This window comes from Roseomonas sp. KE0001 (genome assembly GCF_016107285.1).
Taxonomy (GTDB): Bacteria; Pseudomonadota; Alphaproteobacteria; order Acetobacterales; family Acetobacteraceae; genus Pseudoroseomonas.
Window position 1 is genome coordinate 1 of the sequence record NZ_RCVQ01000019.1, and the last position, 23255, is coordinate 23255.

Here is a 23255-nt window from a genome sequence, read left to right on the forward strand (position 1 = left end):
CACCACCGCGCCGCAGCGGATGGGCCCGCGCTCCGTCACCACGGCGGAGAGGCGGCCCGCCGTGGTCTCGAAGCCGCGCACGGCGCAGCGGGTCTGGATGCCGGCGCCCCGCGCCCGCGCGGCCTCGGCGATGGCGGGCGCGGCATGGGCCGGCTCCGCCTGCCCGTCGGAGGGCGTGTAGAGGCCGGCGGCCCAGCGGCGGCCGGATTGCGGCAAAAGGTCCGCCACCTGCTGGCCGGACAGGAACCGCGTGCCGAGCTGGTGGGGCATGGCGTCGCGCTGCCAGCCCTCCATCCGCGCCGCCTCGGCGGCGTCCTGGCACAGGAACAGGATGCCGCGGCGGCGGTAGCCGGTCTCGCGGCCCGTGCGCGCGTTCATGTCCTGCCAGAGGCGGGCGCTGTGCGCCATCAGCGGCACTTCCCGCAGGTCGCGCCCGGTGTTGCGGCACCAGCCCCAGTTGCGGCTGGACTGCTCGCCGCCGATGCGCCCCTTCTCGCACAGCACGGTCGGGATGCCTTTCTCCGCCAGGGCGAGCGCGGTGCTGACGCCGACGATGCCGCCGCCCACGACCACCACATCCGCCCGGCCGGGCAGAACGGGATCGGCGGCGACGTCGTCCACCGACGGCGCGGCCATCGGGTAAACCATGCCTGTCATGCCTCGGCGCGGCCCATGCCACGCCAGCGGGATCGGATGCGGTGAAGACGCATGCGCAGCGACCTTTCCGGTGACTGCCGCTGCGGGTTTCCTCGTTTTTATATATTAAAGATTGCGAAGGGTCGGCGGCGCCTGTCAAGCGGCATCGACGGCCTGATAGGCTGGCGCAGCAATGTTCATCTTCACCTGAAAGACACAGCCGACGTGTCCCATGACCGCAAGCCGCAGGCGCTGGGTGCCAAGCTGAGGGAGATCCGCCGGCGCAAGGGCCTGACGCTGGATGCCGTCTCCCGGGCCGTCGGCATCTCGGCCGGGTTCCTGTCGCTGGTCGAGAACGACAAGACCGACATCACCTTCAGCCGGCTCTCGGCCCTGGCCACCTTCTACCGGATCGACCTGCACGGGTTGATGCCGCACGCGGCGCCCGCCCTGGCCGTGCTGACGCGCCGGGACGGGCCGCGGAACCGCATCGTCTCGCAGCGGGAGCAGGTGGAGTTCGCCTTCATCGCCCCGCACCCGAGCCACGCGATGGTGCCGCTGCTCGTGACCATCGAGCCCGGCGGGCGCTGGGGCGAGCCGTCGCAGCATGCCGGGCAGGAGATCGCCTACTGCCTGGAGGGCTTGGTGGACGCGGTGGTCGATGGCAGGCCGTACCGGCTGCATGCCGGCGACAGCCTGTATTTCGAGGGCATGGTGCCGCACAGCTTCAGCAACCCCGGCACGGTGGCGGCCAGGCTGCTCTGCGTGATGAACGCCGCCTTCATGCCCATGGAGGCGGAAGCAGCGCCCCCTCAGACGGAGGCGGCGTCGAACCCGTCCGGCACCACGCCGCGCGGCCGCGCCAGCGCGTAGGGCCCGCGCGGCAGGAAGCGGCCGGAGCCGGGCGGGGCCAGCACCTCCCCGTCCCGCACCGCGACCTCGCCGCGCCGGATGGTGGTGCCGGGCCAGCCCTTCACCGCCATGCCTTCCCAGGGCGTGTAGTCGATGGCGTGGTGCAGCGCGGCGTTGCGGATGGTGCGCTCGGCATCCGGGTCCCACAGCACCAGGTCGGCATCGGCGCCCGGCATCAGGCTGCCCTTGCGGCCCTGGAGGCCGAACAGCTTCGCGGCATTGGCCGAGGTCAGCCGCACGAAGGTGGGCAGGTCGATCCGCCCCTTGGACACGCCCTCGGAGAACAGCACTGGCATGCGGGTCTCGATGCCCGGCACGCCGTTGGGGATGGCGTTGAACACCGGCGTGCCGTCCGGCCGGGACGCCGCCGTGCCGGTGCCGTAGGCGCTGCTGCCCGCGACCTTCTTCTGCGTGGCGAAGGAGAAGCCGCAATGGTCCGACGTCACCACGTCCAGCGTGCCGTCCTGGATGCGCTTCCACACCCGCTCGTTCTCGCCCGCCTCGCGCAGCGCGGGGGAGCAGACCGCCTTGGCGCCGGCGAAGTCCGCGCCCTGCAGGTCGGCATGCGACAGGGTCAGGTATTGCGGGCAGGTCTCGCCCCAGACCTTCAGGCCGCGCGCGCGGGCGGCGGCGATCTCGGCCGCCGCTTCCTCGCAGGACACGTGGAAGACCTGGATAGGCTGGTCCACCAGCTCCGCCAGCGCGATGGCGCGGTGCGTCGCCTCCCGCTCCACCACCGGCGGGCGGGACCAGGCGTGCTGCAACGGGTCGGTCAGCCCGGCGCGCAGCAGCGCCTCGATGCGCCAGCCGATGGCGTCGTAGTTCTCGCAATGCACGGTGACGAAGGCGCCCAGGCGCCGGGCGGCGGCCAGCACCTCGATGAACTCGCGGTCCGTCAGCCGCAGCGGGTCGTAGGTCAGGAAGACCTTGAAGCTGCGGATGCCGCGCGCCACCAGCGCCGGCAGCTCCCGCCGCAGCACGTCGGGCGTCGGGTCGGTGATGATCTGGTGGAAGGAATAATCGGCGCGGGAGGCGGCGGCGCGCGCCTCGTAGCCCGGCGCGCTGTCGGCCAGGCCGTGCCCCTTCCATTGCGGCAGGAAGCAGATGAAGGAGGTGGTGCCCCCCGCCAGCGCGGCGGCGGAGCCACTGGCAAAGCTTTCCTCCTGCACCGAGCCGTCCTGGCCGAGTTCCTCGATATGGCAGTGGGAATCGATCCCGCCCGGCGTCACGACCATGCCCTTGGCCGGGATCTCCTCCACCCCGCGCGGCAGGTTCCGCCCGAGCGCCGCGATCACCCCGTCCTTGATGCCGATATCGGCCTCGAACACCTCGGCCGCGCTGGCCAGGGTGCCGCCGCGGATCACCAGATCGTAGTCGCTCAAGACGCCGTCCTTCCCTGCTCAGGCCACCGCGGGGGATGGCCGCGCCACGTAGCGGCTTTCCGGGTGGGAAAGGCCGAGATGGTCGCGGAGCGTAGTGCCCTCGTATTCCGTGCGGAAGAGGCCGCGCTTCTGCAGGATGGGCACCACGTGCTCGGTGACGGCGGAGAGGCCGCGCGGGCTGATGTCGGTCGCCATCATGAAGCCGTCGCAGGCCTGCGTCTCGAAATAGAGCTGCAGCCGGTCGGCGATCTGCTCCGGCGTGCCGGTGAAGTCCTTGCGCGGCGCGGCGGCGCGGTAGGCGAGCTGGCGCAGGGTCAGCTTCTCCTCCCGCGCGATGCGCATCAGGTACTCGGCCGAGGACCGGTTGGCGTCGCTGACGATGCCGCTGAGGTCCGGCACCGGCGCGTCGAGGTCGTAGGACCAGAAGTCGAAGGAGCTGAAATAGCGGCTGAGGAAGCTGAGCGCCGTCTTCGGGTCCAGCATCTCGTTCAGCTCGCGCGCGCGGCGCCGCGCCTCCTCCTCCGTGCCGCCGACAATGGGGGTGATGACCGGCATCACCAGGAACTCGTCGGCCGGGCGGCCGTAGCGCGCGGCGCGGGCGCGCAGGTCGGCGGTGTAGAGGCGGCACTCGTCGATCGTCTCGCGGTTGGAGAAGACGGCGTCCGCGTGCCGCGCCGCGAGGTCCCTGCCCGCCTCCGACGCGCCGGCCTGGAAGATCACCGGCTGGCCCTGCGGCGAGCGCTCGATGTTCAGCGGGCCCTGGACCTTGAAGAACTCGCCGACATGGTTCAGCCGGTGCATCTTGGACGCGTCGAAATACACGCCGGCCTGCTTGTCGCGCGGGAAGGCGTCGTCTTCCCAGCTGTCCCAGAGGCCCTTCACCACCTCGATGTACTCGCGGGCGATGCGGTAGCGGTGGTCGTGCTCCATCAGCTTGTCGCCGCTGTAGTTGCGGGCGACGGAGGCGTTGGAGGAGGTGACCGCGTTCCAGGCCGCGCGCCCGCCGCTGAGCTTGTCGAGCGAGGCGATCTGCCGCGCCGTGGTGAAGGGCTGGCTGTAGGAGGTGGACATGGTGGCGACCACGCCGATATGGCGGGTGACGGCCGCGCAGGCCGAGAGAATGGTGATCGGCTCGAAATGATTGATGTCGAAGGGCGTCGAGTTCTCGGACGCGTAGGTGGAATCGGCCACGAAGAGCAGGTCGAGCTTACCGGCCTCGGCGATGCGCGCGAGGTTCAGCACCCATTGCAGGTCGGTGGAGCCGTTGGCCTGCACCTCCGGGTGCCGCCAGGCGCCGACATTGCCGCCGAGATGGATGGGAAAGCAGCCCAGATGGATCTGGCGCGGACGCTTGGCTGTCATAGCAGAACCTCGTGCAAGGGGCGGCCCCAGTCGCGGGCGGCGGCGGCGCAGCGCGCCACGTCCTCCTCCAGCATCAGGCCTTGGTCGACCAGGGCGCGCGCCGCCGCCGTGATGGCGGCGACGTACCCTGCGGGGGAACCGTAGCGGGCGAGGACGGCGCGGCGCGGGTCGCCCGCCGCCTCCGCTTCCTCCTCCGTGTCGGGGAAGGGGATGGTGCTGCCGGTGAACTCGTAGAGCCCGCCATGGCCGTAGCCGCGCGCGCGGATGTTCCAGCCGGCATAGGTGGCCAGCGGCGCCGCGACCATGGGGGCGCGCACGCCCGCGACCTCGTTCCCGTCGGCATCCACGGCCGGCACCAGCACCGGATAGGCCCGATCCCGCACCAGGTCCGGCGGCTCCCGCGTCAGGCCGGGCGCGTCGCCGAAATCCAGCAGCGGCAGGTCGTTGGCGCGCACCGGCGTGGCGATACCGGGAATGGGCGGGAACTGCGCGCGGAAGGTGGCGACATCCACCAGCGTGCCGTCCGCGCGGCGCGGGACGCGGCTGGCGGGCGGCGGCGTGCCGTGGGTCGCCCAGGCATCCAGCGCGTCCAGCATGGCGCGGAACAGCATGGAGGTGCCGACGACGTTCAGCACGCTCTGCGCCTTGCCGCGCGCCGGGCGCCGCAACCCGGGGTCCGCCGAGTGCTGGGAGCTGGCCCAGCTGTAGAAGCGGACATTCTCCTGCTCCGGCAGGTCGTCGCCGCGCGTGTCCGTATGCGCCAGCGAGCCGCGCCGCTGCCAGTATTCCGTGGCGCTCTGGCTGTGCATCACCAGCGGGTCGGTCTCCGGCCGCTTCAGGATGCCGTCGGTGCGGCCGGTCACGTGGTCCGTCATGACGGGGTAGGAGAAGGGGAAGAAGTCGGCGCCGCTGTGGTGGTCCTCGAACTGCTGCCCGGCGCTGGCGGTCAGGATGCTGAACCGCGTCATCGGGAACTTGCCGGCACCCGCCACGTGCGGGATGACGCCGTCGAAGACGCGGCGGCCCCGCGCGTCCGCGTTGAAGCCGCGCCAGACGAAGTCGCGGATGGTGCGGCCGGTCTGCGAGCGGCCCCAGGCATAGGCGCGCTCCACATGCCCGGCCAGCGGGTTGGCCGCGCCGCTGTCATGGCGCAGGAAAAACATGGCCTCCCGCACCGCCACGTGGCCGAGGCCCAGCACCAGCGGGTCGCGGCCGGTATAGATCAGCTCGTAGATCCAGCCCGGCGCGAAGCCGCCGAACACGTGCACATGCCGGTCGGAGGGCACCACCGCCTGCTCGTCGCCCTGGTTGTCCAGCCCCACGCCGCTTTCCACGCGGCCGAAGCACCAGGCATCGGGCGGCAGGGTCTCGCGCGGGCTGCGCGGGTAGCGGCGGCGGGTCAGCACCGCGTCCCGCGTGTCCAGCGACACCGTCGGGTGGCCGCGCGTGGTGGCCCAGCCGGAGAGCGGAAAGGTATGCACGCCCTCGCGGCCGACATACTCGGTGCGCACCGGGCCGGTCAGCGGCCGGCCCTTGTCGGTCGCCACGGGCAGGTCCAGCAGCATGCGCCCGTTGCCCGGCAGCAGGTCGCCCTGCCACGCCGCCCAGACCACCGCGTAGCCCCGGCGCATCAGGAAGCCGTTGCCGGCATCCGCCAGGCCGCGCGGGTCGTTGCCCGGCGCCGCGTCGTTGAAGAAGGGCAGCGCGCGCTTGTTGCCGCGGTTGCCGTAGTCGAAGAAGACGCGCCGGTTGCCGCGCGAAAGGTCCACCGGCTTCAGGATGGCGATGTCGCCGCTGAAGCGGACCATGCCCTCCGCGTCCACCGGCGCCTTGTCGATGTCGAAGACTGCCGCCTGCGCCGGGTCGCGCGGGTCCACGCGGTAATGCGCGCGGCCGGTCAGCCGCTCATAGGCGCCGGCCTCGCCGAAGCCGTGGCCGTCGGCGAAGGGAACGCGCTCCCGGATCTCCAGCATGACGGGCATCAGGCCGGCACCGGGGCGGCCAGGCGGCCCTTGACGAAGCGGCCGCCCCTCATCATCCCCGCCGGGATGGCCTCGCCCTGCCCGGCCGGCAGCCGCGGGTTGGAGAGCGGCATCACGGGCCGACCCGCTCGCCACTCTCGGCGTCGAACAGGTGCAGCTTGCCCGGGCGCGGCGCCAGGCCGACCGTGTCGCCGACGCGCAGGCCGTTGGCGTCCTCCAGCCGCATCACCACCTCCTGGCTGCCCAGCGCGGCGGTCACCAGCACTTCCTGCCCCGTGGATTCCAGCAGGGTGACACGGCCGGGCAGCCCGCCCTCCGCCGGCAGCAGGTCCTGCGGGCGGATGCCGGCCACCACCTGGCGGCCCGAGGGCGCCAGGGACGGCACCGGCACGTCCAGCGTCAGCCCGTCGGCGCGGAAGACGCAGCCGGCATCGCCCTGCACCAGCGCGCCGGGGATGAAGTTCATGCGCGGCGTGCCGACGAAGCCGGCCACGAAGCGCGTGGCCGGGCGCGCGTAGACCTCGTCCGGCGTGCCGAGCTGCAGCAGCCGGCCACCATCCAGCACCGCGATGCGGGTGGACATGGTCATCGCCTCGATCTGGTCGTGCGTGACATAGACCATGGTCTTGCCGAGCCGCAGGTGCAGCCGGATGATCTCCGCCCGCATGTGGGCGCGCAGCGTGGCGTCGAGGTTGCTCAGCGGCTCGTCGAACAGGAACACGGCGGGGTCGCGGATCATGGCGCGGCCCAGCGCCACGCGCTGCTGCTGCCCGCCCGAGAGCTGGGAGGAGCGGCGCTCCAGCAGCGGCCCGATCCGCAGGATGGCGGCGACGTCGTCCACCAGCCCCGCGCGCCGCGCCTTCGGCACCCCGCGCTTGCGCAGCGGGTATTCCAGGTTCTGCCGCACCGTCATGTGCGGGTAGAGCGCGTAGCTCTGGAACACCATGGCGACGTTGCGCCGCGCCGGGTCGACGTCGTTGACGCGCTGCCCGTCGAACAGGATGCCGCCGTCGGTCGGGCTGTCCAGCCCGGCGATCATGCGCAGGATGGTGGACTTGCCGCAGCCCGAGGGGCCGAGCAGCGTCAGGAACTCGCCCCGGTTGACGTCGATCGAGAGGTTCTCGACCACCGTGTGCGGGCCGTAGGACTTGCGGATGCCGTTGAGCGTGATGGCTGCCATGTCTCTGTTCCGATCAACCCTTGACCGAGCCCGCGCCGAAGCCCTGGCTGAAATGCCGCTGCACGCAGGCGAACAGCACCAGGACGGGGGCGGTGATCACGACGGCGGCCGCCATCATGACGTTCCAGTCGATGTTGTAGGATTCCTTGACCAGCCGCATGACGCCGGGCGGCAGCGTCATGCGCGCGTCGGCGTTCACGAAGACCAGGGCGTAGAGGTATTCGTTGTAGGCGCCGATGAAGGTGAAGACCGCCGTGGCCATGATGCCGGGCAACGCCTGCGGGATCACGATCTCGAAGAACACGGCCCAGCGGCTGGCGCCGTCGATGGCGGCGGCCGCTTCCACATCCGGCGGCAGGGCGGCCATGAAGGCGCGCAGCAGCCACAGCGCGAAGGGCAGCGCGAAGGTGATGTAGGTGACCACCAGCCCCCAGAGGCTGTCGCCCAGCCCCATCCCCGCCACCACCACGTAGAGCGGCACCAGCAGCACCACCGCCGGCAGCAGGTAGGCGAACAGCACCAGCCGCGCCATCAGCGAACGGCCGGGAAAGCGGTAGCGCGTCATGCCATAGGCGCCGGCCGTGGCGCAGAGCACCGCCACCAGCGTGCTGACGCCGGACACGAACAGGCTGTTCACGAACAGCCGGGGAAAGGCGGTGTTGAACAGCAGGTTGACGTAGTGCTCCAGCGTGAACTGGTCCGGCAGCAGCGCCGGCGGGTAGCTGGTGGTCTGGTCACGCGGCTTGACCGAGGTGACCAGCATCCAGACCAGCGGAAAGGAGAAGACGCCGATCACGGCCCAGACCAGGATGTCGCGCAGGACGCGCCCCAGGGTTTTCATCGGGGGGGTTTTCATCGGCTGCGCGCCCTTTCCTCGCGGTCGTACTGCCCGGCATAGACCCAGAAGAAGGCGACCATGATCACCAGCATCACCATGGCGATGGCCGCGCCGCTGCCCATGCTGAGCTTGGGGAAGACCTCCTTGTAGATCAGCAGCGGCAATGTCTCGGTGGAGGAGCGCGGGCCGCCGCCGGTCATCATGAAGATCAGGTCGAATTCCTTGAAGTCCCAGATGGTGCGCAGGATGATCACCATGGCCAGCACCGGCCTCAACTGCGGCAGCGTGATGTCCCAGAAGCGCGACCAGGCGCTGGCGCCGTCGATCCGCGCCGCGTCGTAGAGCGCGGGCGGGATGCCCTGCAGCCGCGCCAGCACGGCGATGGTGACAAAGGGGAAGTGCTTCCAGCCCGCCACCAGGATGGTGCTGATCATGGCGTTGGGCGACTGCCCCAGCCAGTTCACCGGGCCGTCGGACAGGCCGTACTCCTCGATGAGGTAGTTGAGGTAGCCGTACATGTCGTTGAACAGCCACTGCCAGACCAGCACGGCCACCACGGTGCTCAGCAGGTAGGGAAACAGCACCAGCGCGCGCGCGGCCGGGCGGAAGGTCAGCCGCGCGTTCAGCACCAGCGCGAAACCGATGCCGAGGCCCATCTGCAGCGCCAGGCAGCACACGGTCCAGACCAGCGACTGGCCGAAGGCGCCCCAGAAATCAGCGGATTCCAGCAGCGCCCGGTAATTGGCCAGCCCCACGAACTCGCCCTGGCGCGTCAGCGTGCTCATCCGGTGCAGGCTGATCCAGAAGGTCTGCAGCAGCGGATAGGCGATCAGCACCAGGAAGAAGAGGATGCTGGGCAGCATCAGCACGTAGCCGAAGGCCGCGTTGCGCGCCGCCAGCGACCAGCCGCCCCGGCGGCGCCCGGCCATGGGCGCGGCCAGGGCCGGCATCGCGTCTTCCCCGGAGGCGGACATCACGCCTTCATCAGCCCCGCGATGCGGTCGGCGCCGCGCGCCGCCGCGGCCTGCGGCGACATGCCGCCGATGATCACGTCCTGCAGCGCCTCCACCATGATGCGGGAGCCCAGGATGGCGCCGGCATGGGTGTTGGTCGCGTGCTCGCGCGATTCCTTCAGCAGCGAGCGGCCCTTGGCCGTGGCGGCGATCATGGTGTCCACCTCGGGCCGGTACCTGGCGATGGTGGGGTTGGCCGCGAACTCGGCCGAGCCTGCCACCGACTTCAGGTTCGGCAGGTTGTGGCTGGGCGTGACGTGCAGGAAGCGGACGTAGTTGTCCGTCTTCAGCAGGGTCAGCGCCATTCGCTTCGACAGTTCCTGGTCCCTGGCGGCCCTGGGGATCACCATGGACTGGAAGTCGCCGACAAAGACGTCGCGGCCGCCGGCCGGCATCGGGAAGGGCACCACGGAGACGGCGTCGGCCAGCTTCGGGTTCTGCGCCTGCATGTTGATCAGCACGCGCCCGGAGTAGGGGGCGGAGGCGGCGCGGCCCTCGACGAAGCCGTTCACCGTCTCGGTATAGGCATAGTTGGCGGAGCCGGCGGGGGAATACTTCAGCAGGTCGCGGATGAACTCGAAGGCCGCGACCGTGGCGGGCGAGTTGAAGCCCACCGTGCCGTCGGGGTTGATGATGTAGCCGCCCGCGCGCCAGATGGTCTGCAGCAGCAGCTTGTCGCCCATGCTGGTCTTGCCGAAGGGATAGATGGTGCCGAACACGCCGCGCCGGTTGGTGCGCCGGGTCGTGTCCAGCATCGCGTCCCAGCTGGCGTAGCCGGCGGCGCCGGCCTCCCCCACCAGGTCCTTGCGGTACCACAGCGCGCCTGTGGTGGTGGAATTCACGATGGCGAAGCCGGGGTAGTAGCCGCGCCTGCTGTCGCGCAGCAGTTCCAGCGAATTCTCGTAGAAGTCGCCCTCCCCCACCGCCTTGATGATGTCGTCGACCGGCTGCAGCAGCCCCTGCTCGTTGAGCTGCATGACGAATTCGGGCGGCATGTGGGAAATCAGGTCCGGCGGCGTGCCGGCGGCCAGCGTCGCGGCCAGCTTCGGCAGCAGTTCCTCCTCCAGGAAGCTCTGCACCGTGACGGTGGTGCCGGGGTGCTGCTGCTCGAAGCCGGCGAAGATGGCCTTGTAGGCGGCGATCTGTTCCGGCGCGCGCTGCGTCGTCCAGAAGATCAGCTCGCGCGACTGGGCGCGCACGATGGCCGGCATGGCCAGCAGGCCCAGGGCGGCACCGGTGCCGCCCAGCAGGGCGCGGCGCGTGGTCGCAACACGGATGCTCATCAGCTCACCTTCCCTCTTCGGCCGTCCCGGCCACCCTCGCTCCCTAAACAGTCTGCATACTATATGCGGTTCGTATACCGTTTATGTGCTGCCTAACCCGGCAATCCTTCCTCTTTCGGTGGAAGGAAGTTCAAGAAGGCGCCGAAATGCCTAGATGTCAGGCAGCGCCGCTCAGGATCTGCATGGCGTCGCTCTGCAGGTTCCGCAGATGCGCGCGCATCGCCGCCATCGCGGCCCCGGCATCCCCAGTCACGTAGGCGGCCAGGATGTCCAGGTGCTCCGCCCCGTCCTGCTTCACCCGCAGGAACGGGCTGGAGATCTCGAAAAGCCGTGTGGTTTCGCGCAGCTGGCGGATCAGCCCGGCCAGCACGGCATTGCCGGACGCTTCCGGGAACATCAGGTGGATGCGGTCATCCGCGTCCCAGTGCGCGCGGTCCTGCGACGGCGCGTTGGCGAGGTGCGCGATATCGCGCCGCACGGCTTCCACCACCGCCAGCGGGATCTTGCCGATGGACAGGCGGATCGCCTCGCATTCCAGCACCTCGCGCATGCGCATGGACTGGAAGAACTCCGTCGGCATCACGCGGCGCACGGCGAAGGAGCGCGAGCCCTGCTTCACCAGCAGCCCTTCCGCCGCCAGCCGCAGAATGGCCTCGCGCATCGGGGTGCGGGAGATGTTGAGCTGCTCGGCCAGCTTGCCTTCCACCACGAAGGTGCCGCCGGGCAGCTCGCGCATCAGGATCAGGCGGCGCAGTCGGGCATGCGCCTGGTCCGCCAGGTTCAGATCGTCGGCCGGTGGTTCCAGCGCCGCGCTCACGCCACCATCTCCAGCAGCCCGGCATGGGCCAGGGCGATGCGCAGCCGCTGCCGCTCCCCGGCATCCAGCGCGCCGATGGGTGGGCGGCCATGGCCCAGCGGCCAGCGGCCCAGCAGCTCCATGCAGCATTTCAGCCGCACCGTGGCGAAGCCGCCAGGCGCCGCGCCATAGATGGCATTGGCCAGCGGCTGGATGCGCGCGTGCAGGGCGCGCGCCGCCGGAATGTCGCCGCGCGCCACGGCACGGTCCAGCGCCACGATCTCGTCCGGCATCAGCACGGCCAGGCTGACCAGGCTGCCGTCGCTGCCCAGCGCGAAGCAGGACAGCAGGTGCTCGTCGCCCGAGGCCATCATCTCCACATGCGGCGCGACCTCGGCGACCAGCCGGCGGTGCGCGTCATAGGCGGCGGATTCCCAGCTGCCTTCCTTGACGCCCACCACCTGCGGCAGCTCCACCAGCCGCGCCAGGGTGGCGGGCGGATAGGCCATGCGCCCGGCGCCGACGCCGGCCTGGTACAGCATCATCGGCATGTCCGCCGCTTCCGCCACCATGCGGTGGTGGCGCAGCACCATCCCGGGCTCCTGCGACAGGGCCCAGGAGAAGGGCGGGAACACCAGCAGCGCGTCGGCCCCGGCATCCCGCGCGTCCGCCGCGTGCCGCTGCGCCTCCCGGCTCTCCTCCGCCAGCACGCCGGAGACGATGATGGCGCGGTCGCCGATGCTCTCGCGCGCGATCTCCACCACGCGCCGCCGCTCCGCGCGGTCCAGCAGGAAGACCTCGCCCGCGTGGCCGTTGCACAGCACGCCGACGATGCCGTCATGCCCGGCCAGCTCCGTGAACTGCGCCGCCAGCCTTTCCTCGTCGATGCGGTCCCGGGCATCGAGCGGCGTCAGCGTCGCGGCGTAGATGCCGCGGAACGGTCGGGCGTGGCTCGGGATCACGGGATGCTCTCCAGGCTGGCGGCAGGCTGCGGCGGGATCAGCCGCGCCGGGTCGAACAAGGGCCGCTCCGGTTCGCGGCCCAGGATGAAGTCGGCCAGCAACTGCCCCATGTAGGGTCCGCTGGTAAAGCCGGAATGGGCGCAGCCGATGACATGCGCGCCCTCGATGCCGGGCAGAGGGCCGATCATCGGCAGCGCGTCGGCGGTCTCGGATTCCAGGTCCAGCCAGATGCGCGCGACGCGGGCTTCCGCCAGGCCGGGGATGGCGTGGCGCGCCAGCCGGACATTGCCGATCAGGTTGTCCGGAATGGCCTCGACGCCGCCCCGGTCCGGGTCGCCGATGCCCTGCCAGCCGCCGCCGATCAGCACGGTGCCGTTCCCGAATTGCTTCAGCGACAACAGGCCGTTGGCGATGCCCAGCACGCTGCGCATGACGGGCCGCAGCCGCTCCGTCACCACGAGCTGGTTGATCAGGCACTTCACCGGCACGCGCAGGCCGAGCCAGCCCAGCATCCGTTCCAGCCACACGCCGCCGGCCAGCACCAGCCGCCGCGCCCGCAGCAGCGTGGCGCCGGCGGCGCGGATGGCGAAGCCGCCATCGCCGGAATCGACGCCCTCGACCGGCGCGTTCTCGAACAGCGCCACGCCCGCCGCGACCAGCGCGCGGCGATAGGCCAGGCCGGTGAGATAGGCGGTGATGTGCCCGTCCAGCGCGCAGAAGGCGGCGGCGATGATGTCGCCGTTCAGCCCGGGCTCCACCTGCCGCGCCCGGGCCGGGGTGACGAGCTCGATCGGCGCGCCGGCTTGCCGCCGCGCGGCGGCGCGGTGCTCCAGCATGTCGCGCTCGGCGGGGGTGAAGGCGACGGACAGGCCCGGCGCGGCGCGCGCCCCGGCATCCATGCCCAGCCAGCGCGGCGCGTCCAGCCACAGCTCACGGCCGCGCATGGCGTAGGGGATCAGCGCCGCGCGCGTCATGTGCAGGGTCAGCGTGCCGGCATTGACGCCCGAGGCTTCCCGGCAGATGGCGCCGCGATCCACCAGCGCCACGCGCATGCCGCCGCGCGCCAGGTGCAGCGCCGTGGTGGCGCCCATCACCCCCGCGCCCACCACGACGGCGTCGAAGCGCTGCGTCACAGCGGAGCCGGCGGCGGCAGGACGATGTCGGCATAGCCGAACTCGCCCGTCAGTTGGGCCAGCGGCAGCGGGCGCAGCGGCGTGCGGCCGGTGAACAGCCCGGCCTCCTCCCGCGCGATGCCGTGGTGGCGCGCCAGCAGGGCGGCGGCGGTGTCGCCGCAGACGCGCCCCTGGCACGGGCCCATGCCGCAGCGCGTCCAGGCCTTCAGCTGGTTCACCTCCCGCGCGCCCTCGGCCGCCGCGGCCTCGATCTCGGCGCGGGTGACGTCCTCGCAGCGGCAGACCACGGCGCCGGGCGTGATGGCCTCCACCTGCCCGGGGCGCGGCGCCATCAGGCCGGCCATGGCCCGGCCGAAGCGGGCGGCGCGCGCCAGCCGGCGGCGCAGCGGCGCGGCCAGCCGGTCCTGCGCCCCGGCATCCAGCCGGCCCAGGTCGCGCGCGGCGGCCAGGGCGGCCAGTTCCCCCCGCAGCGGCGCCGCCGCCGCGCCCTGGATGCCACCGCCATCCCCGGCCACATAGAGGCCGCGCCGGCTGCTGCGGCCGTCGCCGTCCAGCCGCGCGGCCCAGTTGCCGGCCACGGCGTCGAAGGCGTGCTCGACGCGCAGCAGGCGGGTGATCTCGGTCGAGGGCAGCAGGCCGTGGCCGACCGCCACGGCGTCGGCCTCCACGACCGTGCCGCCCGGCCGGGGCCGGCCATCGGCATCGACGGGGCAGAGGCGGGCGCGCAGGCCGGTCGCTGTGGCCTCGACCTCCGCCACCGTGGTGCGGAACAGCAGCGGCACGCCGGCGCGGCGCAGGCGGGCGGCCCAGCCGGCGCCCCGCGCCAGCAGGTCCGGGCGCGCGGCCATGGCGGGCAGGCGGCGCGCCCAGTCCGCCGGCGCGGCGAGGTCGGCCACCGCGGCCACCTGCCCGCCCGCCTTCAGGATGCCCGCCGCGACGGCGCCCAGCAGCGGCCCGCAGCCCGCCACCAGCGTGCGCGCCCCCGGCGCGATGCCATGGGCCTTGAGCAGCAGCGTGGCGGCGGCGAGCCCGACCACGCCCGGCAGGGTCCAGCCGGGGAAGGGCATCACGCGCTCCTGCGCCCCGGTGGCGACGATCAGTGCGGGGGCCTGCCAGTGGCACGGCCCCTCCGGGCCCAATGCGTCGACGCGGAAATCGGCCGAGACGGACCAGACCTGATGGCCGGGGCGCGCCTCCACCGCGCTGCCGGCCAGGCCGTCGCGCAGCACCGTGCCGGTCCGCGCTTCCGGCGAGGGCGGGACCGGGCGTGTGCCGGCCGGCGCGCGATGGACCTGGCCGCCGGCTTGCGGCTGATCGTCCAGCAGCACCACGCGCAGTCCCAGGGCACTGGCCCGAAGGGCGGCGGCGATGCCGGCGGGCCCGGCGCCGATGACGATCAGGTCGGTCATGGCGTGTCCGTCCCGATCGTGCCGGAGCGCACGACCATGCCCTGGCGCAGCGGCACCTGGCATGCCGGACGCCGCTCGCCATCCACCCAGACCACGCATTCCTGACAGGAGCCCATCAGGCAGAAGGCACCGCGCGGCGCGCCTTGCCGGGAGCTGTCGCGCAGGTGGCGGCGGCCGGCCAGCATCAACGCCACCGCGAGGCTGTCGCCCGCCGAACCCTCATAGGGCTCATCGTCGAAGGAGAAGCTGACCAACAGGGCACGGGAGGAAGACACGGGAGAACTAACGCATACTATTCGTATACCGTAAATATGGAATCGCCGTCTTGCCGCGTCCTTCTGTGAACGCCGGGTTCTTCGCCGGCGCCGGCCGCTCGTTTGGCGCTGACCGCGAAGCCGGCGTTCAGGGCAGATGTAGGCACAGTCCTGTTCTCTGTATCGTATGCACGATAATCAAAGCTTATCGTGTCTTAGCCGGAGCAGCGTCCTCGATGCCTTGATCAGGCTGTCGGATCTGTGATGCGGTCGCCGCGAACTTTGCGCCCGCTGCGCCGTTCCATGCTGCGATGCAACAGATGGCGGAGCGCTTTGCGGTGGAACCTCAGGCAAACGGGATAGCCGCACCGCTGCCTTTGACAGCGGGAGAAACGGATCTCCTGGAGCGCATTGCCCAGGTGCTGCGAGAAGGCGACGAGCGGATTGCTCGCCTGGAGGAGGTCTTGCGCGCTTTCGCGCCCCGCCGAGAATCCGGTCGCCATCGCTGAAGGCCCGCGTGCGGCTCCCAAACTGCCACATCATCGCACCGGCGCCGCCATGGCCCCATAGGGTTCCGTGGCCGCTCTGCCTGCGTGGTTTGGCGCAATCTCCTGATCGCCCGAGTTGCTGCCAAGGCGCTGGAACCTTGCCGATCAGGGCCGGTTTGTTGGTGGCAACCGAGAGAGGACAGGATGTAGGCGGCGGCACCGGCAGGTCCATGTCGGCAGCCTACGCGTATCGGTAACTCCCAAGTATAGAACCGGTGCCGCCATGCCTGTCCCCAAGGCGTAAGCTTCGGTCGGCGTGCTCACCGAGCGCGCAGCTAGCCCCTGCCCCATTTATCTAGCTTCGGATGATTTTTTGCGTCGATGTGAGAGTTCGGCTGCCGTGTTTTGCCGGATCCGCTGAACAGTTTGAAGCCACTCTTCATCCCCTGCCGCAACGAGAACATTAAGGCACATTCCGAAAGCCACCACCGCCTCCTTCAGCCGCGCCGTCCTGCCTCGCGGCGTCCCAGGGCGGCGAGCGCGGCGCCGGCACAAACGGCAAGATCACCATTCTTCCAGCCGAGGTTGAGGAAGCCCGGAATGGTGGCGCCTAGGAAGCCTAACGCCTAGCGTGGCTACTTCTGGTCAGCAACGTGGATGGATTCGTTGGGGAGGTGGATCACACACCCCCCTCTCTCAAGCCTTCCTTCCGGCCCGACTGGCGGAGCTATGACCATCCTGACGAGGTCGACAACGACCCAGAGGAGCTGAACGAGGGCGACTGATCCTGTATTCGGTCCACTGAATCCGGGAATCGAGGGAGCACGAATTCCAACTCGAATCCAGGAATCAAGGGAGCATGAAGTCTCGAGTTCAGGAATCAAGGGAGCACGAAGCCCTGACTACCCTTCCTGGAGGTCTTCCGCTTGAGACGGCTGTAGATCCAGCTCGGCCTGCCGGAGCCGCTGATGGGTCCAGCGGTAGCGATAGGTTTTAACCCGCCCGGCGCCAATGGCTTCGCAGCTCCATGACGACAGGCCACCGGCCCGGACCAAATCGTCGAACGCTTGGCGGATCTCCCCGCGGAACTTCACCCGACGCTTGATCGGGGCGTTCAGGTAATCCTCCCCGCATAGCGCTGCGATGTCCACATCGTCGATCCAGCTGTGGCCAGGCTTGCCGTCGATGAACGGCCAGATGCTTTTGGCGTAGTCCGAGCGCAGCTTGAAATAGGTGTCGCCATCCAGGGACACGAGGGTCCGGCTCTCGAACATATCCCTCACCCACTTGCCGTAGCGGATGGTCAGACTGCTATCGAGATCCACGCCGGACCACGAGATTTCACTTATCAGGGTGTCAGAAAAGCCCGCTCCAGGGAGCCGACCTTTTGCAATCCCGGCCTCATACTGCTCGTAAGTTCCCGGATAGATCCTGAACGAGACCGACCGCATTTCCTCCAGGGACCGCAGCATCGTGGCCAGGTTGTTGACGTGCGCCGTGCGGCCGGTGGCCTGCAACAGGGCACGCCAAGTCGTGCTCGTTTGGTAGATAATGATGCTTTTGGGCACGCGGATGTCCGCGCCTTCCCGCCACTCCGGATTGGTCAGTTCGTACCGGGCGGCCCGAACCCGGAACAGGGCATAGAGGGCGTCCCTGTGCTGGCTGCCTAACTCGCGGCCGTGGACCTCGACCACGCTGTGGGGCTTCACCGCATAAATACGGGTGGTCGTCGCGTCGCTCAGCCCCTTCTTCCGCGGGGCGAAGGCAGACGTCCTGGTTAGCTTAGCGGGCAGCACGGCGGGGTTCCGGCGTCCGCGGCGGTTTGCCTGCGTCTTCTCAAACCGCGCCAGACGGGCGATTTCCTTCTCTTCGGCGGTCTGAGCTTTCCGAGGCATGCTCCTTCATAGCCTGGCTCAGGTTTCGTCTCCAACAACTGGGAATCAAGGGAGCACGAAAGCTCTGCAATCCCTTGCCAGAGAGGGATCGGGGCCGACCAGAGACAGGAATCAAGGGAGCATGGAAGCCTCCAAAGCGCTTCGGATGGCCTCTGGATGCCCGTGGAGGTTACAGGGTTGTGGATGATGCCCCCTCAGATCGGAGGAGAGGGAGCATGAACCGTAAACCAGGGAGCACCAACCGGAAGAGAGGGAGCATGAACGGGAGGGGTGAGAGCACGAATCGCGTGGAAGCCCCTGATCTAGCTTGGAAAGCTGACTACAGACGAATCACTGACTCTAAACAGACTACTAACCGACGTCTGGGTGTGGACAAACCGGCAGCCGTCACCTTTCTGGCCAAGGGAGCAAGAGGCTCGGGAGAAGGAGCGGGAAGCGAGGGAGCAGGAGCTACCCCAACCCCTCCTTCTCCTGAACAATCTGGATCATGCGTCGCTCCAGCACAGCCTGATCGTTCGGAAAGTGGGCACGGCGGCGTTCGCCGGGGAACAAGACGAGAACGTTGGTCGACCGGTCCTGCCGGTAGTGTCCGTGCACGTGATGGAATTTCTCGGCGGGGCTGGGGTGTAGATCCGAGGTGGCCAGTGGCCCAAGCGGTCTAGGGTGGAGTTGCGACGCTCCCGTCCCCTGACCAGCCGAGGAACCAATGACCGAGGAGAGATTGCCACTTCAGGAGCTCCTGGCGAAGGCCGGAGACGGCCTTGATCGCAGTGCGCTCAAGCCTGCGCAGTGTCGCAGAGGCGGTGCTGCAATTGCTGATGGCTGAGGGCAGACCGTGGCCGAAGGCCGCGTAAGCTGCCCGAAGGATGTGGAGGGCCTGATCGGCGCCGGGCGCTACGAGCGCAGCGGCGAGCGGCTGAACTGGCGCAACGGCTTGCGAGACCAGGTGCTGGAGACCCGGCTGGGGCCGATGCAGCTCCGAATCCCGAAGCTGCGGCAGGGCTCCTACTTCCCGCCCTTCCTGGAGCCCCGGAAGACCTCAGAGAAAGCGCTGGTGGCAGTGATCCAAGAGGCCTGGATCGGCGGCGTCTCGACGCGGCGCGTTGATGATCTGGTGCAGGCGATGGAGCTGACGGGGATCTCAAAGCCCACCGTCTCCAAGCTCTGCAAAGACATCGACGAGCGCGTCTCGGCCTTTCTGGAGCGGCCACTGTCGGGCGAATGGCCGTATGTCTGGCTGGACGCCACCTGCCCCCAACAGCGCGAGGGCGGCCGGGTGGTCTCGGTCGCCGCCATAGTCGCTGTGGCCTGCGACGCCGAAGGACGGCGCCAGAACGTCGGGCTGCACATCGGCCCCTCGGAAGCGGAAACCTTCTGGGCGGCCTTTCTCAAGAGCCTGGTCAAGCGTGGCCTACACGGTGTGAAGCTGGTCGTCTCCGACGCCCATGAAGGGCTGAAGGGTGCCATCGCCCGCGTCCTCAGCGCCACCTGGCAGCGGTGCCGGGTCCACTGGATGCGCAATGCCTTGGCCCATGTGCCGAGGGCGCATAGTTCCATGGCTGCCGCGGCGCTGCGGCAGGCCTTCCTCCAGCCGGACCAGCCCAGCGCCCGGCAGACCCGGCGGCAGGTGGCCGACCAATTCCGCCCGTGATGGCCGAAGCTCGGCCTGCTGATGGACGAGAGCGAGGACGACGTACTGGCCTACATGGGCTTCCCCGCCGCGCACCGGACCATACTGCCGTCGTGCCTAATACCTTGACCCGCAGGGGGCCTCCACACGTGACCTCCTGCCCTCGTTCGGCAAGACGATGATGTGGTGGCATTCCAGGTTGTTAATTGCTGCTGAGACTCGGGTTCTCCCGCATTTACCGTGCTGCCGGGTAGCAGCCAGGGCGACTGGGACCCAGGTAAGGCGCCGATCGTCCTTCACGGTTAAGCTTAGTTATGCTCAAGCATCTGCTGCGGCTGATCCTAGCGGGGCTGCTGGTCCGACTCCTGCCCGGGCCGGCACGGCAGCCTGTCCGAGTTGCGGAACGTTGTCGGGTTGGTGCGTAGTCGCTATGAGTGCCGACTGCAAAATTTGCCTTGGCAAAGTCGCCCGGTGACTCTGCGGATCCGGGCGAGCAGGTTTCGAGGCTGAAATCTGGCTTGTCGGCGTCAAACCTTTGCCGAGCGCCTGGTTGAAGGTGCCGCCGCTGCGGCCCACCGCACCCGCTGGCTGGACGATCTCTAGCGGCATCTCGGTCGGGCGCTGGGCGTCGAGGCCGGCGCGCGCCTCACGGCGCGACTGGCCGTTCCTACCAGCGCCGACACGTTGCTCCGCATGATCTGCCGGCAGAACCCGCTATTAGAGATCAGTTCACCTCCCCGCGTGCTCGTGGTCGATGAGTGGGCTTGGCGCCGCGGCCGCTGGTACGGCGAGCATTCTCGCTTATCTGGAGCGGACCGGGTGCTCCATCTCCTGCCAGACCGGCAGGCGGAGACGCTGAGGGACTGGCTGCGGCGGCATCTTGGCATCACGGTCGTCACCCGTGACCGGGCCTGCGCCTATGCCGAAGGCGCTCGCCAGGCGCGCCCGCTGCGGTGCAGGTCGCCGACCAATGGCACTTGCTGCGCAACCTCGGCGAGGCCCTCGAGGCGGTGGTGGAGCGCCATCATGCTGTCATCCGGCGGATCGGCGAAGTCGTGAGGGCCGCCGGCGCCATTAGTGCGGTGGTCGCTGTTGCCGCCTCGGTCGTGCCCCCAGCGACCCAGCAGTGCAAGGAGGCGAGACATCCTTGGCGGCAGGCGCGCTAGGAGAAGGCCGCCCGCCTGCACGCGGCGGGCTCTTCCATAAGTCAGCTGGCTGCCAGCTCGGTGCCGATCGCAAGACGCTCCATCGCTGGCTGCGGGCTATAGCTGCCGCAAGTTGGTCCATGCCGCAGCGCGGCAGCATCCTGGATCGCCATCACGCCGTTCTGGAGCGACGCTGAATTAAGGGCTGCCATAACGCTGCCCGGCTATGGCGGGTATTGGTGCGCAGTGGCTTTGCAGGTCGTCCCTTGGTTGTCAGGGCTTGGGCCACCGAGAGACGCAGGACCGAGCCCATTGTATGCTTACGCCCTGAACCAAGCAGGGATTCTTGGCAGCCACCCCACGCCTAGCCACGCCATGCGTCTGCTGATGGCAAATGGCGAAATACCCACTGAACTGGACTACGCCTACGTCATGCGCCTGCTGAGTGATATACTCGTGCTGTAAGCAGCAGTGGCTGTCGCGAAGCGCATCGCCCGCTTGCTGCGGCGGCAGAGCGAGGACAGGCTCGCTGCTGTATTGAACAAGGCCGCCGCTACCCCTTTCTCGAGCTTTGTCGCCGAGTTGCGCAAAGACATCGCGGCTGTGTAAGCCGCACTAGAACTTCCCTGGAGTACCAGCCCTGTTGAGGGCCAGATCAACCGGCTCAAGATGATCAAGCGCACTATTCAGGCCGCGCCGGATTTCAGCTCCTCCGCGCCCGGGTAGTCTAGACGGCCTGACCCCACTCCACCAGCACGGAAAATGCGGGAGATCCCAACTCTCCGTGGCATTCGACAGCGCCAAGGCCGGAGCGCACAGGGAGGGGCAGACAAGCCATTGGCGTGAAGTGATACCAAATCCTTCACGCGTGAAAGCTTTAACAGCTGAACTATGTTCACAGGCTATAGACACTCGGCTAAGCTTTTGGGCAGTTTCTAATGAGGCGTTTGATGGAAACGGGTGTACCGGTGAGGTCAGTGAAGAACGCGGCTCCTGGCGCCATTGAGGAATCCGTCAACGCACAACGCACGGCGAAATGGCTGGTGATAGCGTCCGGCAAGGGCGGGACGACGAAGACAACCACCTCCCTCAACTTGGCAGCGTTAGCGGCCGCTGCAGGCCTCAAAGTCGGCATCCTCGACACGGACGAGCAGGCGACGCTAACCAAGTGGCACAGGCGGCGTGAACGCCAGGATGACGTGCCTTCATTGCGGCTCTTCAGCGTACCCCTGGTCGATCTGAAACGTGGTGTCCGTGAAGTCGATAATGCTGAGGCGGCAGAGGGCCTGGATCTCGTCATCGTGGACACTCCGCCTGGCCTTGAACAACGTGAAAGGATTAGCGAACTGGTTCGGCGGGCGGATTATGTCCTCGTGCCCACGAGCCAGAGCACTGCAGACCTAGAGTCCGCTTTGGAGTTCATGGCGGCGATCTCCTCGCTCGGCGTAAGAGCTGCCTTTCTGCTGAGCCGCACAAATCAAAGGTGGGGATCCTACCGCCTCGCCAAGAAGATGCTTAATCGTGCAGGAACCCTTTGCCCGGTGGACGTGCGGCAGCTCCGCGACATTGAGGCTACTCACGATTACGGGCTCGGCATCAATGAGTTTAACAAGGCAAAAGGAGCGGACGACCTTGAGGCCGTTTGGGAGTTCATCCGCAAGGTGATGGAGGTCTGATATGTCGGCTGCACGAAACCGTCGCACCATGGACCGCCAGCGTGAGGAGGAACTTGACCAAGCCCCGGCACAGGCCATCTTCACGGACGGACGTCGCGCAGAAGGTCTACGAAACGCCGTTGTTCCGCAGAATGACATGGAGGGGTACGCTCGGGAGATCGGCCGCCTCTGGCACGAGGCGCGAGACAAGTTCATGGCTATCGGCGAATACTTAATAATGGCTAAGGAACGCCTCGCACACGGCGAATACGAGGAAATGATCCGGGCCCGCCTCCCCTTTAGTACGTCCGCAGCGCACAAGATGCGTTCAGTAGCTGAGGCAGTACATAGCGGGCGCGTGCCTCGTGACCAGCTGCCTTACAGCTACGCCACGGCGTACGAACTTACGCAGCTCAAGCCTAGCGAGATGAGGATCGCTGAAACCAGGGGACTCGTCAGACCTACTGTATACCTGCGGGAGATCCAAGCTCTTCGCGCCGAACTCAGGGCACCTGTCGGGTCTCAGCGCTTCGAGGCGATGCGGCGGGAGAGGCAGCGGCTTGCCAATGAAATAGACCGTCTCAAGGCTCGGATAGATGAACTGGATGCTGCCCTTCTCGAGGAGGGAAGTAGCCATAGCGGTTCCAGGATCATAGAGGGCAAGGCGGCCAAAATTCTTGAGGACTGATCGCGTCTGGATCTTTCACATGTGAAGGATTTGGACGATCTGGAGACCTTCTGGCTTTAAGCGGTGAATGGCGCATCGCCGTACATGAATGCTACCGGCCGCCGCCGTTGCCAAGTAACTCGCTACCGGTAAACGCGTCCTCAGGAGGACCGGATAACAGGCCGGTTGAGCATGGCAGGACGTGCTGAACTTCCAATGGCGGTGGGCGAGCGTTATCGAGAGGTGGCCCGACCGGAGCGCTTGCGCATCCTGGACAAGTTTGCGGTGGTGGCAGGCTACCACCACAAACACGCGATCCGGCTGCTGTGGGGCCGACGCAACCAGCCCAATGATGGTGGTCCCTTGGGCACGGCATGCTCTACTACGCCGACGATCTGCCCTATTGGGTCAGCGTGACAGACAACCTCGAGCTGTTCGTTCCTTACATGCTCGACGTCAACGACACGCACTTCGCCACCAACAAAGGTTTCGCGCAGGCGGAAGACTTCTTCATCTACCTACGCGATACCCTCGACACTCGCTACCGCGACGGCTTCGAGGAAAGCTGAAGATGATGAGCTTGGGCTGCATGGCTGGCTGGCAGGCCTATCAGGCCGCAGCGTCGCTCTGGAA

The 23255-nt window shown here is 68.4% G+C and carries 18 protein-coding genes and 1 pseudogene; 5 read left to right on the top strand and 14 right to left on the bottom strand.

What is annotated here, in order from left to right; genetic code table 11:
- Positions 1–648: FAD-binding oxidoreductase (locus D9598_RS20085; RefSeq protein WP_198368271.1), on the bottom strand; the 648-nt coding region annotated here is incomplete at its 3' end.
- Between the two features lie 213 nt (positions 649–861).
- Between D9598_RS20085 and D9598_RS20090 the strand changes: the two genes are divergently transcribed.
- The gene (locus tag D9598_RS20090; RefSeq protein WP_198368272.1) at positions 862–1509 is read left to right on the top strand and encodes a cupin domain-containing protein; all 648 of its coding nucleotides are present in this window, start codon (positions 862–864) and stop codon (positions 1507–1509) included.
- On the opposite strand, the gene hydA is transcribed toward D9598_RS20090, so the two are convergent.
- From hydA to D9598_RS20150, 13 genes are all read right to left on the bottom strand, one after another.
- Positions 1449–2930, bottom strand: coding sequence for a dihydropyrimidinase (gene hydA, locus D9598_RS20095; RefSeq protein ID WP_198368273.1), 1482 nt, complete (start codon positions 2928–2930; stop codon positions 1449–1451). The genes D9598_RS20090 and hydA overlap by 61 nt on opposite strands.
- 18 nt (positions 2931–2948) lie before the next feature.
- A complete protein-coding gene (locus D9598_RS20100) occupies positions 2949–4292 on the bottom strand; it encodes an LLM class flavin-dependent oxidoreductase (protein WP_198368274.1) in 1344 nt (447 codons plus the stop codon).
- A complete protein-coding gene (locus D9598_RS20105) occupies positions 4289–6274 on the bottom strand; it encodes an alpha/beta hydrolase domain-containing protein (RefSeq protein WP_232477477.1) in 1986 nt (661 codons plus the stop codon). The genes D9598_RS20100 and D9598_RS20105 overlap by 4 nt, the downstream gene beginning before the upstream one ends.
- A gap of 112 nt (positions 6275–6386) precedes the next feature.
- Complete coding sequence (locus D9598_RS20110) at positions 6387–7454, bottom strand: ABC transporter ATP-binding protein (protein WP_198368276.1); 1068 nt, start codon at positions 7452–7454, stop codon at positions 6387–6389.
- Positions 7455–7467: 13 nt separating this feature from the next.
- Positions 7468–8295, bottom strand: a complete 828-nt coding sequence (locus D9598_RS20115; protein WP_198368277.1) for a carbohydrate ABC transporter permease — start codon at positions 8293–8295, stop codon at positions 7468–7470.
- A gap of 11 nt (positions 8296–8306) precedes the next feature.
- Complete coding sequence (locus D9598_RS20120; protein ID WP_198368278.1) at positions 8307–9266, bottom strand: carbohydrate ABC transporter permease; 960 nt, start codon at positions 9264–9266, stop codon at positions 8307–8309.
- Positions 9266–10588: an ABC transporter substrate-binding protein gene (locus D9598_RS20125; protein WP_198368279.1), complete on the bottom strand. Its 1323-nt coding sequence runs from the start codon at positions 10586–10588 to the stop codon at positions 9266–9268. Before D9598_RS20125 ends, D9598_RS20120 begins: the two co-directional genes overlap by 1 nt.
- 157 nt (positions 10589–10745) lie before the next feature.
- A complete protein-coding gene (locus D9598_RS20130; RefSeq protein WP_370592096.1) occupies positions 10746–11405 on the bottom strand; it encodes a GntR family transcriptional regulator in 660 nt (219 codons plus the stop codon).
- Complete coding sequence (locus tag D9598_RS21295; RefSeq protein ID WP_370592097.1) at positions 11402–12346, bottom strand: dihydrodipicolinate synthase family protein; 945 nt, start codon at positions 12344–12346, stop codon at positions 11402–11404. Before D9598_RS21295 ends, D9598_RS20130 begins: the two co-directional genes overlap by 4 nt.
- Positions 12343–13479 (bottom strand): NAD(P)/FAD-dependent oxidoreductase, encoded by a 1137-nt coding sequence (locus tag D9598_RS20135; RefSeq protein WP_370592098.1) that lies wholly within the window; start codon positions 13477–13479, stop codon positions 12343–12345. Before D9598_RS20135 ends, D9598_RS21295 begins: the two co-directional genes overlap by 4 nt.
- On the bottom strand, positions 13476–14888 hold the full coding sequence (locus D9598_RS20140) for an NAD(P)/FAD-dependent oxidoreductase (RefSeq protein WP_198368281.1): 1413 nt from the start codon (positions 14886–14888) through the stop codon (positions 13476–13478). Before D9598_RS20140 ends, D9598_RS20135 begins: the two co-directional genes overlap by 4 nt.
- Positions 14885–15163, bottom strand: a complete 279-nt coding sequence (locus tag D9598_RS20145) for a (2Fe-2S)-binding protein (protein WP_198368282.1) — start codon at positions 15161–15163, stop codon at positions 14885–14887. Before D9598_RS20145 ends, D9598_RS20140 begins: the two co-directional genes overlap by 4 nt.
- Before the next feature lie 1369 nt (positions 15164–16532).
- The gene (locus tag D9598_RS20150) at positions 16533–17525 is read right to left on the bottom strand and encodes a hypothetical protein (protein WP_198368283.1); all 993 of its coding nucleotides are present in this window, start codon (positions 17523–17525) and stop codon (positions 16533–16535) included.
- A 706-nt stretch (positions 17526–18231) separates the two neighbouring features.
- On the opposite strand from D9598_RS20150, the pseudogene D9598_RS20155 reads away from it, so the two are divergent.
- The 4 genes and pseudogenes from D9598_RS20155 to D9598_RS20175 form a co-directional block, all read left to right on the top strand.
- Positions 18232–19269 (top strand): annotated as a pseudogene (locus D9598_RS20155) (IS256 family transposase); the annotation flags it as partial.
- 1981 nt (positions 19270–21250) lie between these two features.
- Positions 21251–21976, top strand: a complete 726-nt coding sequence (locus D9598_RS20165) for a ParA family protein (protein WP_198368285.1) — start codon at positions 21251–21253, stop codon at positions 21974–21976.
- Between the two features lie 28 nt (positions 21977–22004).
- The gene (locus D9598_RS20170; RefSeq protein WP_198368286.1) at positions 22005–22643 is read left to right on the top strand and encodes a hypothetical protein; all 639 of its coding nucleotides are present in this window, start codon (positions 22005–22007) and stop codon (positions 22641–22643) included.
- Between the two features lie 353 nt (positions 22644–22996).
- Positions 22997–23191 carry a hypothetical protein gene (locus D9598_RS20175; RefSeq protein ID WP_198368287.1) on the top strand — a complete coding sequence of 65 codons (195 nt, stop codon included), beginning with the start codon at positions 22997–22999 and terminating at the stop codon, positions 23189–23191.
- Positions 23192–23255 lie beyond the last annotated feature (64 nt).

Bases quoted from the DNA above. Each gene is read 5' to 3' on its own strand.
- D9598_RS20115 (WP_198368277.1), bottom strand. From the start codon at position 8,295: ATGAAAACCCTGGGGCGCGTCCTGCGCGACATCCTGGTCTGGGCCGTG.
- D9598_RS20105 (WP_232477477.1), bottom strand. From the start codon at position 6,274: ATGCCCGTCATGCTGGAGATCCGGGAGCGCGTTCCCTTCGCCGACGGC.
- D9598_RS20100 (WP_198368274.1), bottom strand. From the start codon at position 4,292: ATGACAGCCAAGCGTCCGCGCCAGATCCATCTGGGCTGCTTTCCCATC.
- D9598_RS20110 (WP_198368276.1), bottom strand. From the start codon at position 7,454: ATGGCAGCCATCACGCTCAACGGCATCCGCAAGTCCTACGGCCCGCAC.
- D9598_RS20165 (WP_198368285.1), top strand. From the start codon at position 21,251: ATGGAAACGGGTGTACCGGTGAGGTCAGTGAAGAACGCGGCTCCTGGC.
- D9598_RS20175 (WP_198368287.1), top strand. From the start codon at position 22,997: ATGCTCTACTACGCCGACGATCTGCCCTATTGGGTCAGCGTGACAGAC.
- D9598_RS20125 (WP_198368279.1), bottom strand. From the start codon at position 10,588: ATGAGCATCCGTGTTGCGACCACGCGCCGCGCCCTGCTGGGCGGCACC.
- D9598_RS20120 (WP_198368278.1), bottom strand. From the start codon at position 9,266: ATGTCCGCCTCCGGGGAAGACGCGATGCCGGCCCTGGCCGCGCCCATG.
- D9598_RS20150 (WP_198368283.1), bottom strand. From the start codon at position 17,525: ATGCCTCGGAAAGCTCAGACCGCCGAAGAGAAGGAAATCGCCCGTCTG.
- D9598_RS20170 (WP_198368286.1), top strand. From the start codon at position 22,005: ATGGACCGCCAGCGTGAGGAGGAACTTGACCAAGCCCCGGCACAGGCC.
- D9598_RS20140 (WP_198368281.1), bottom strand. From the start codon at position 14,888: ATGACCGACCTGATCGTCATCGGCGCCGGGCCCGCCGGCATCGCCGCC.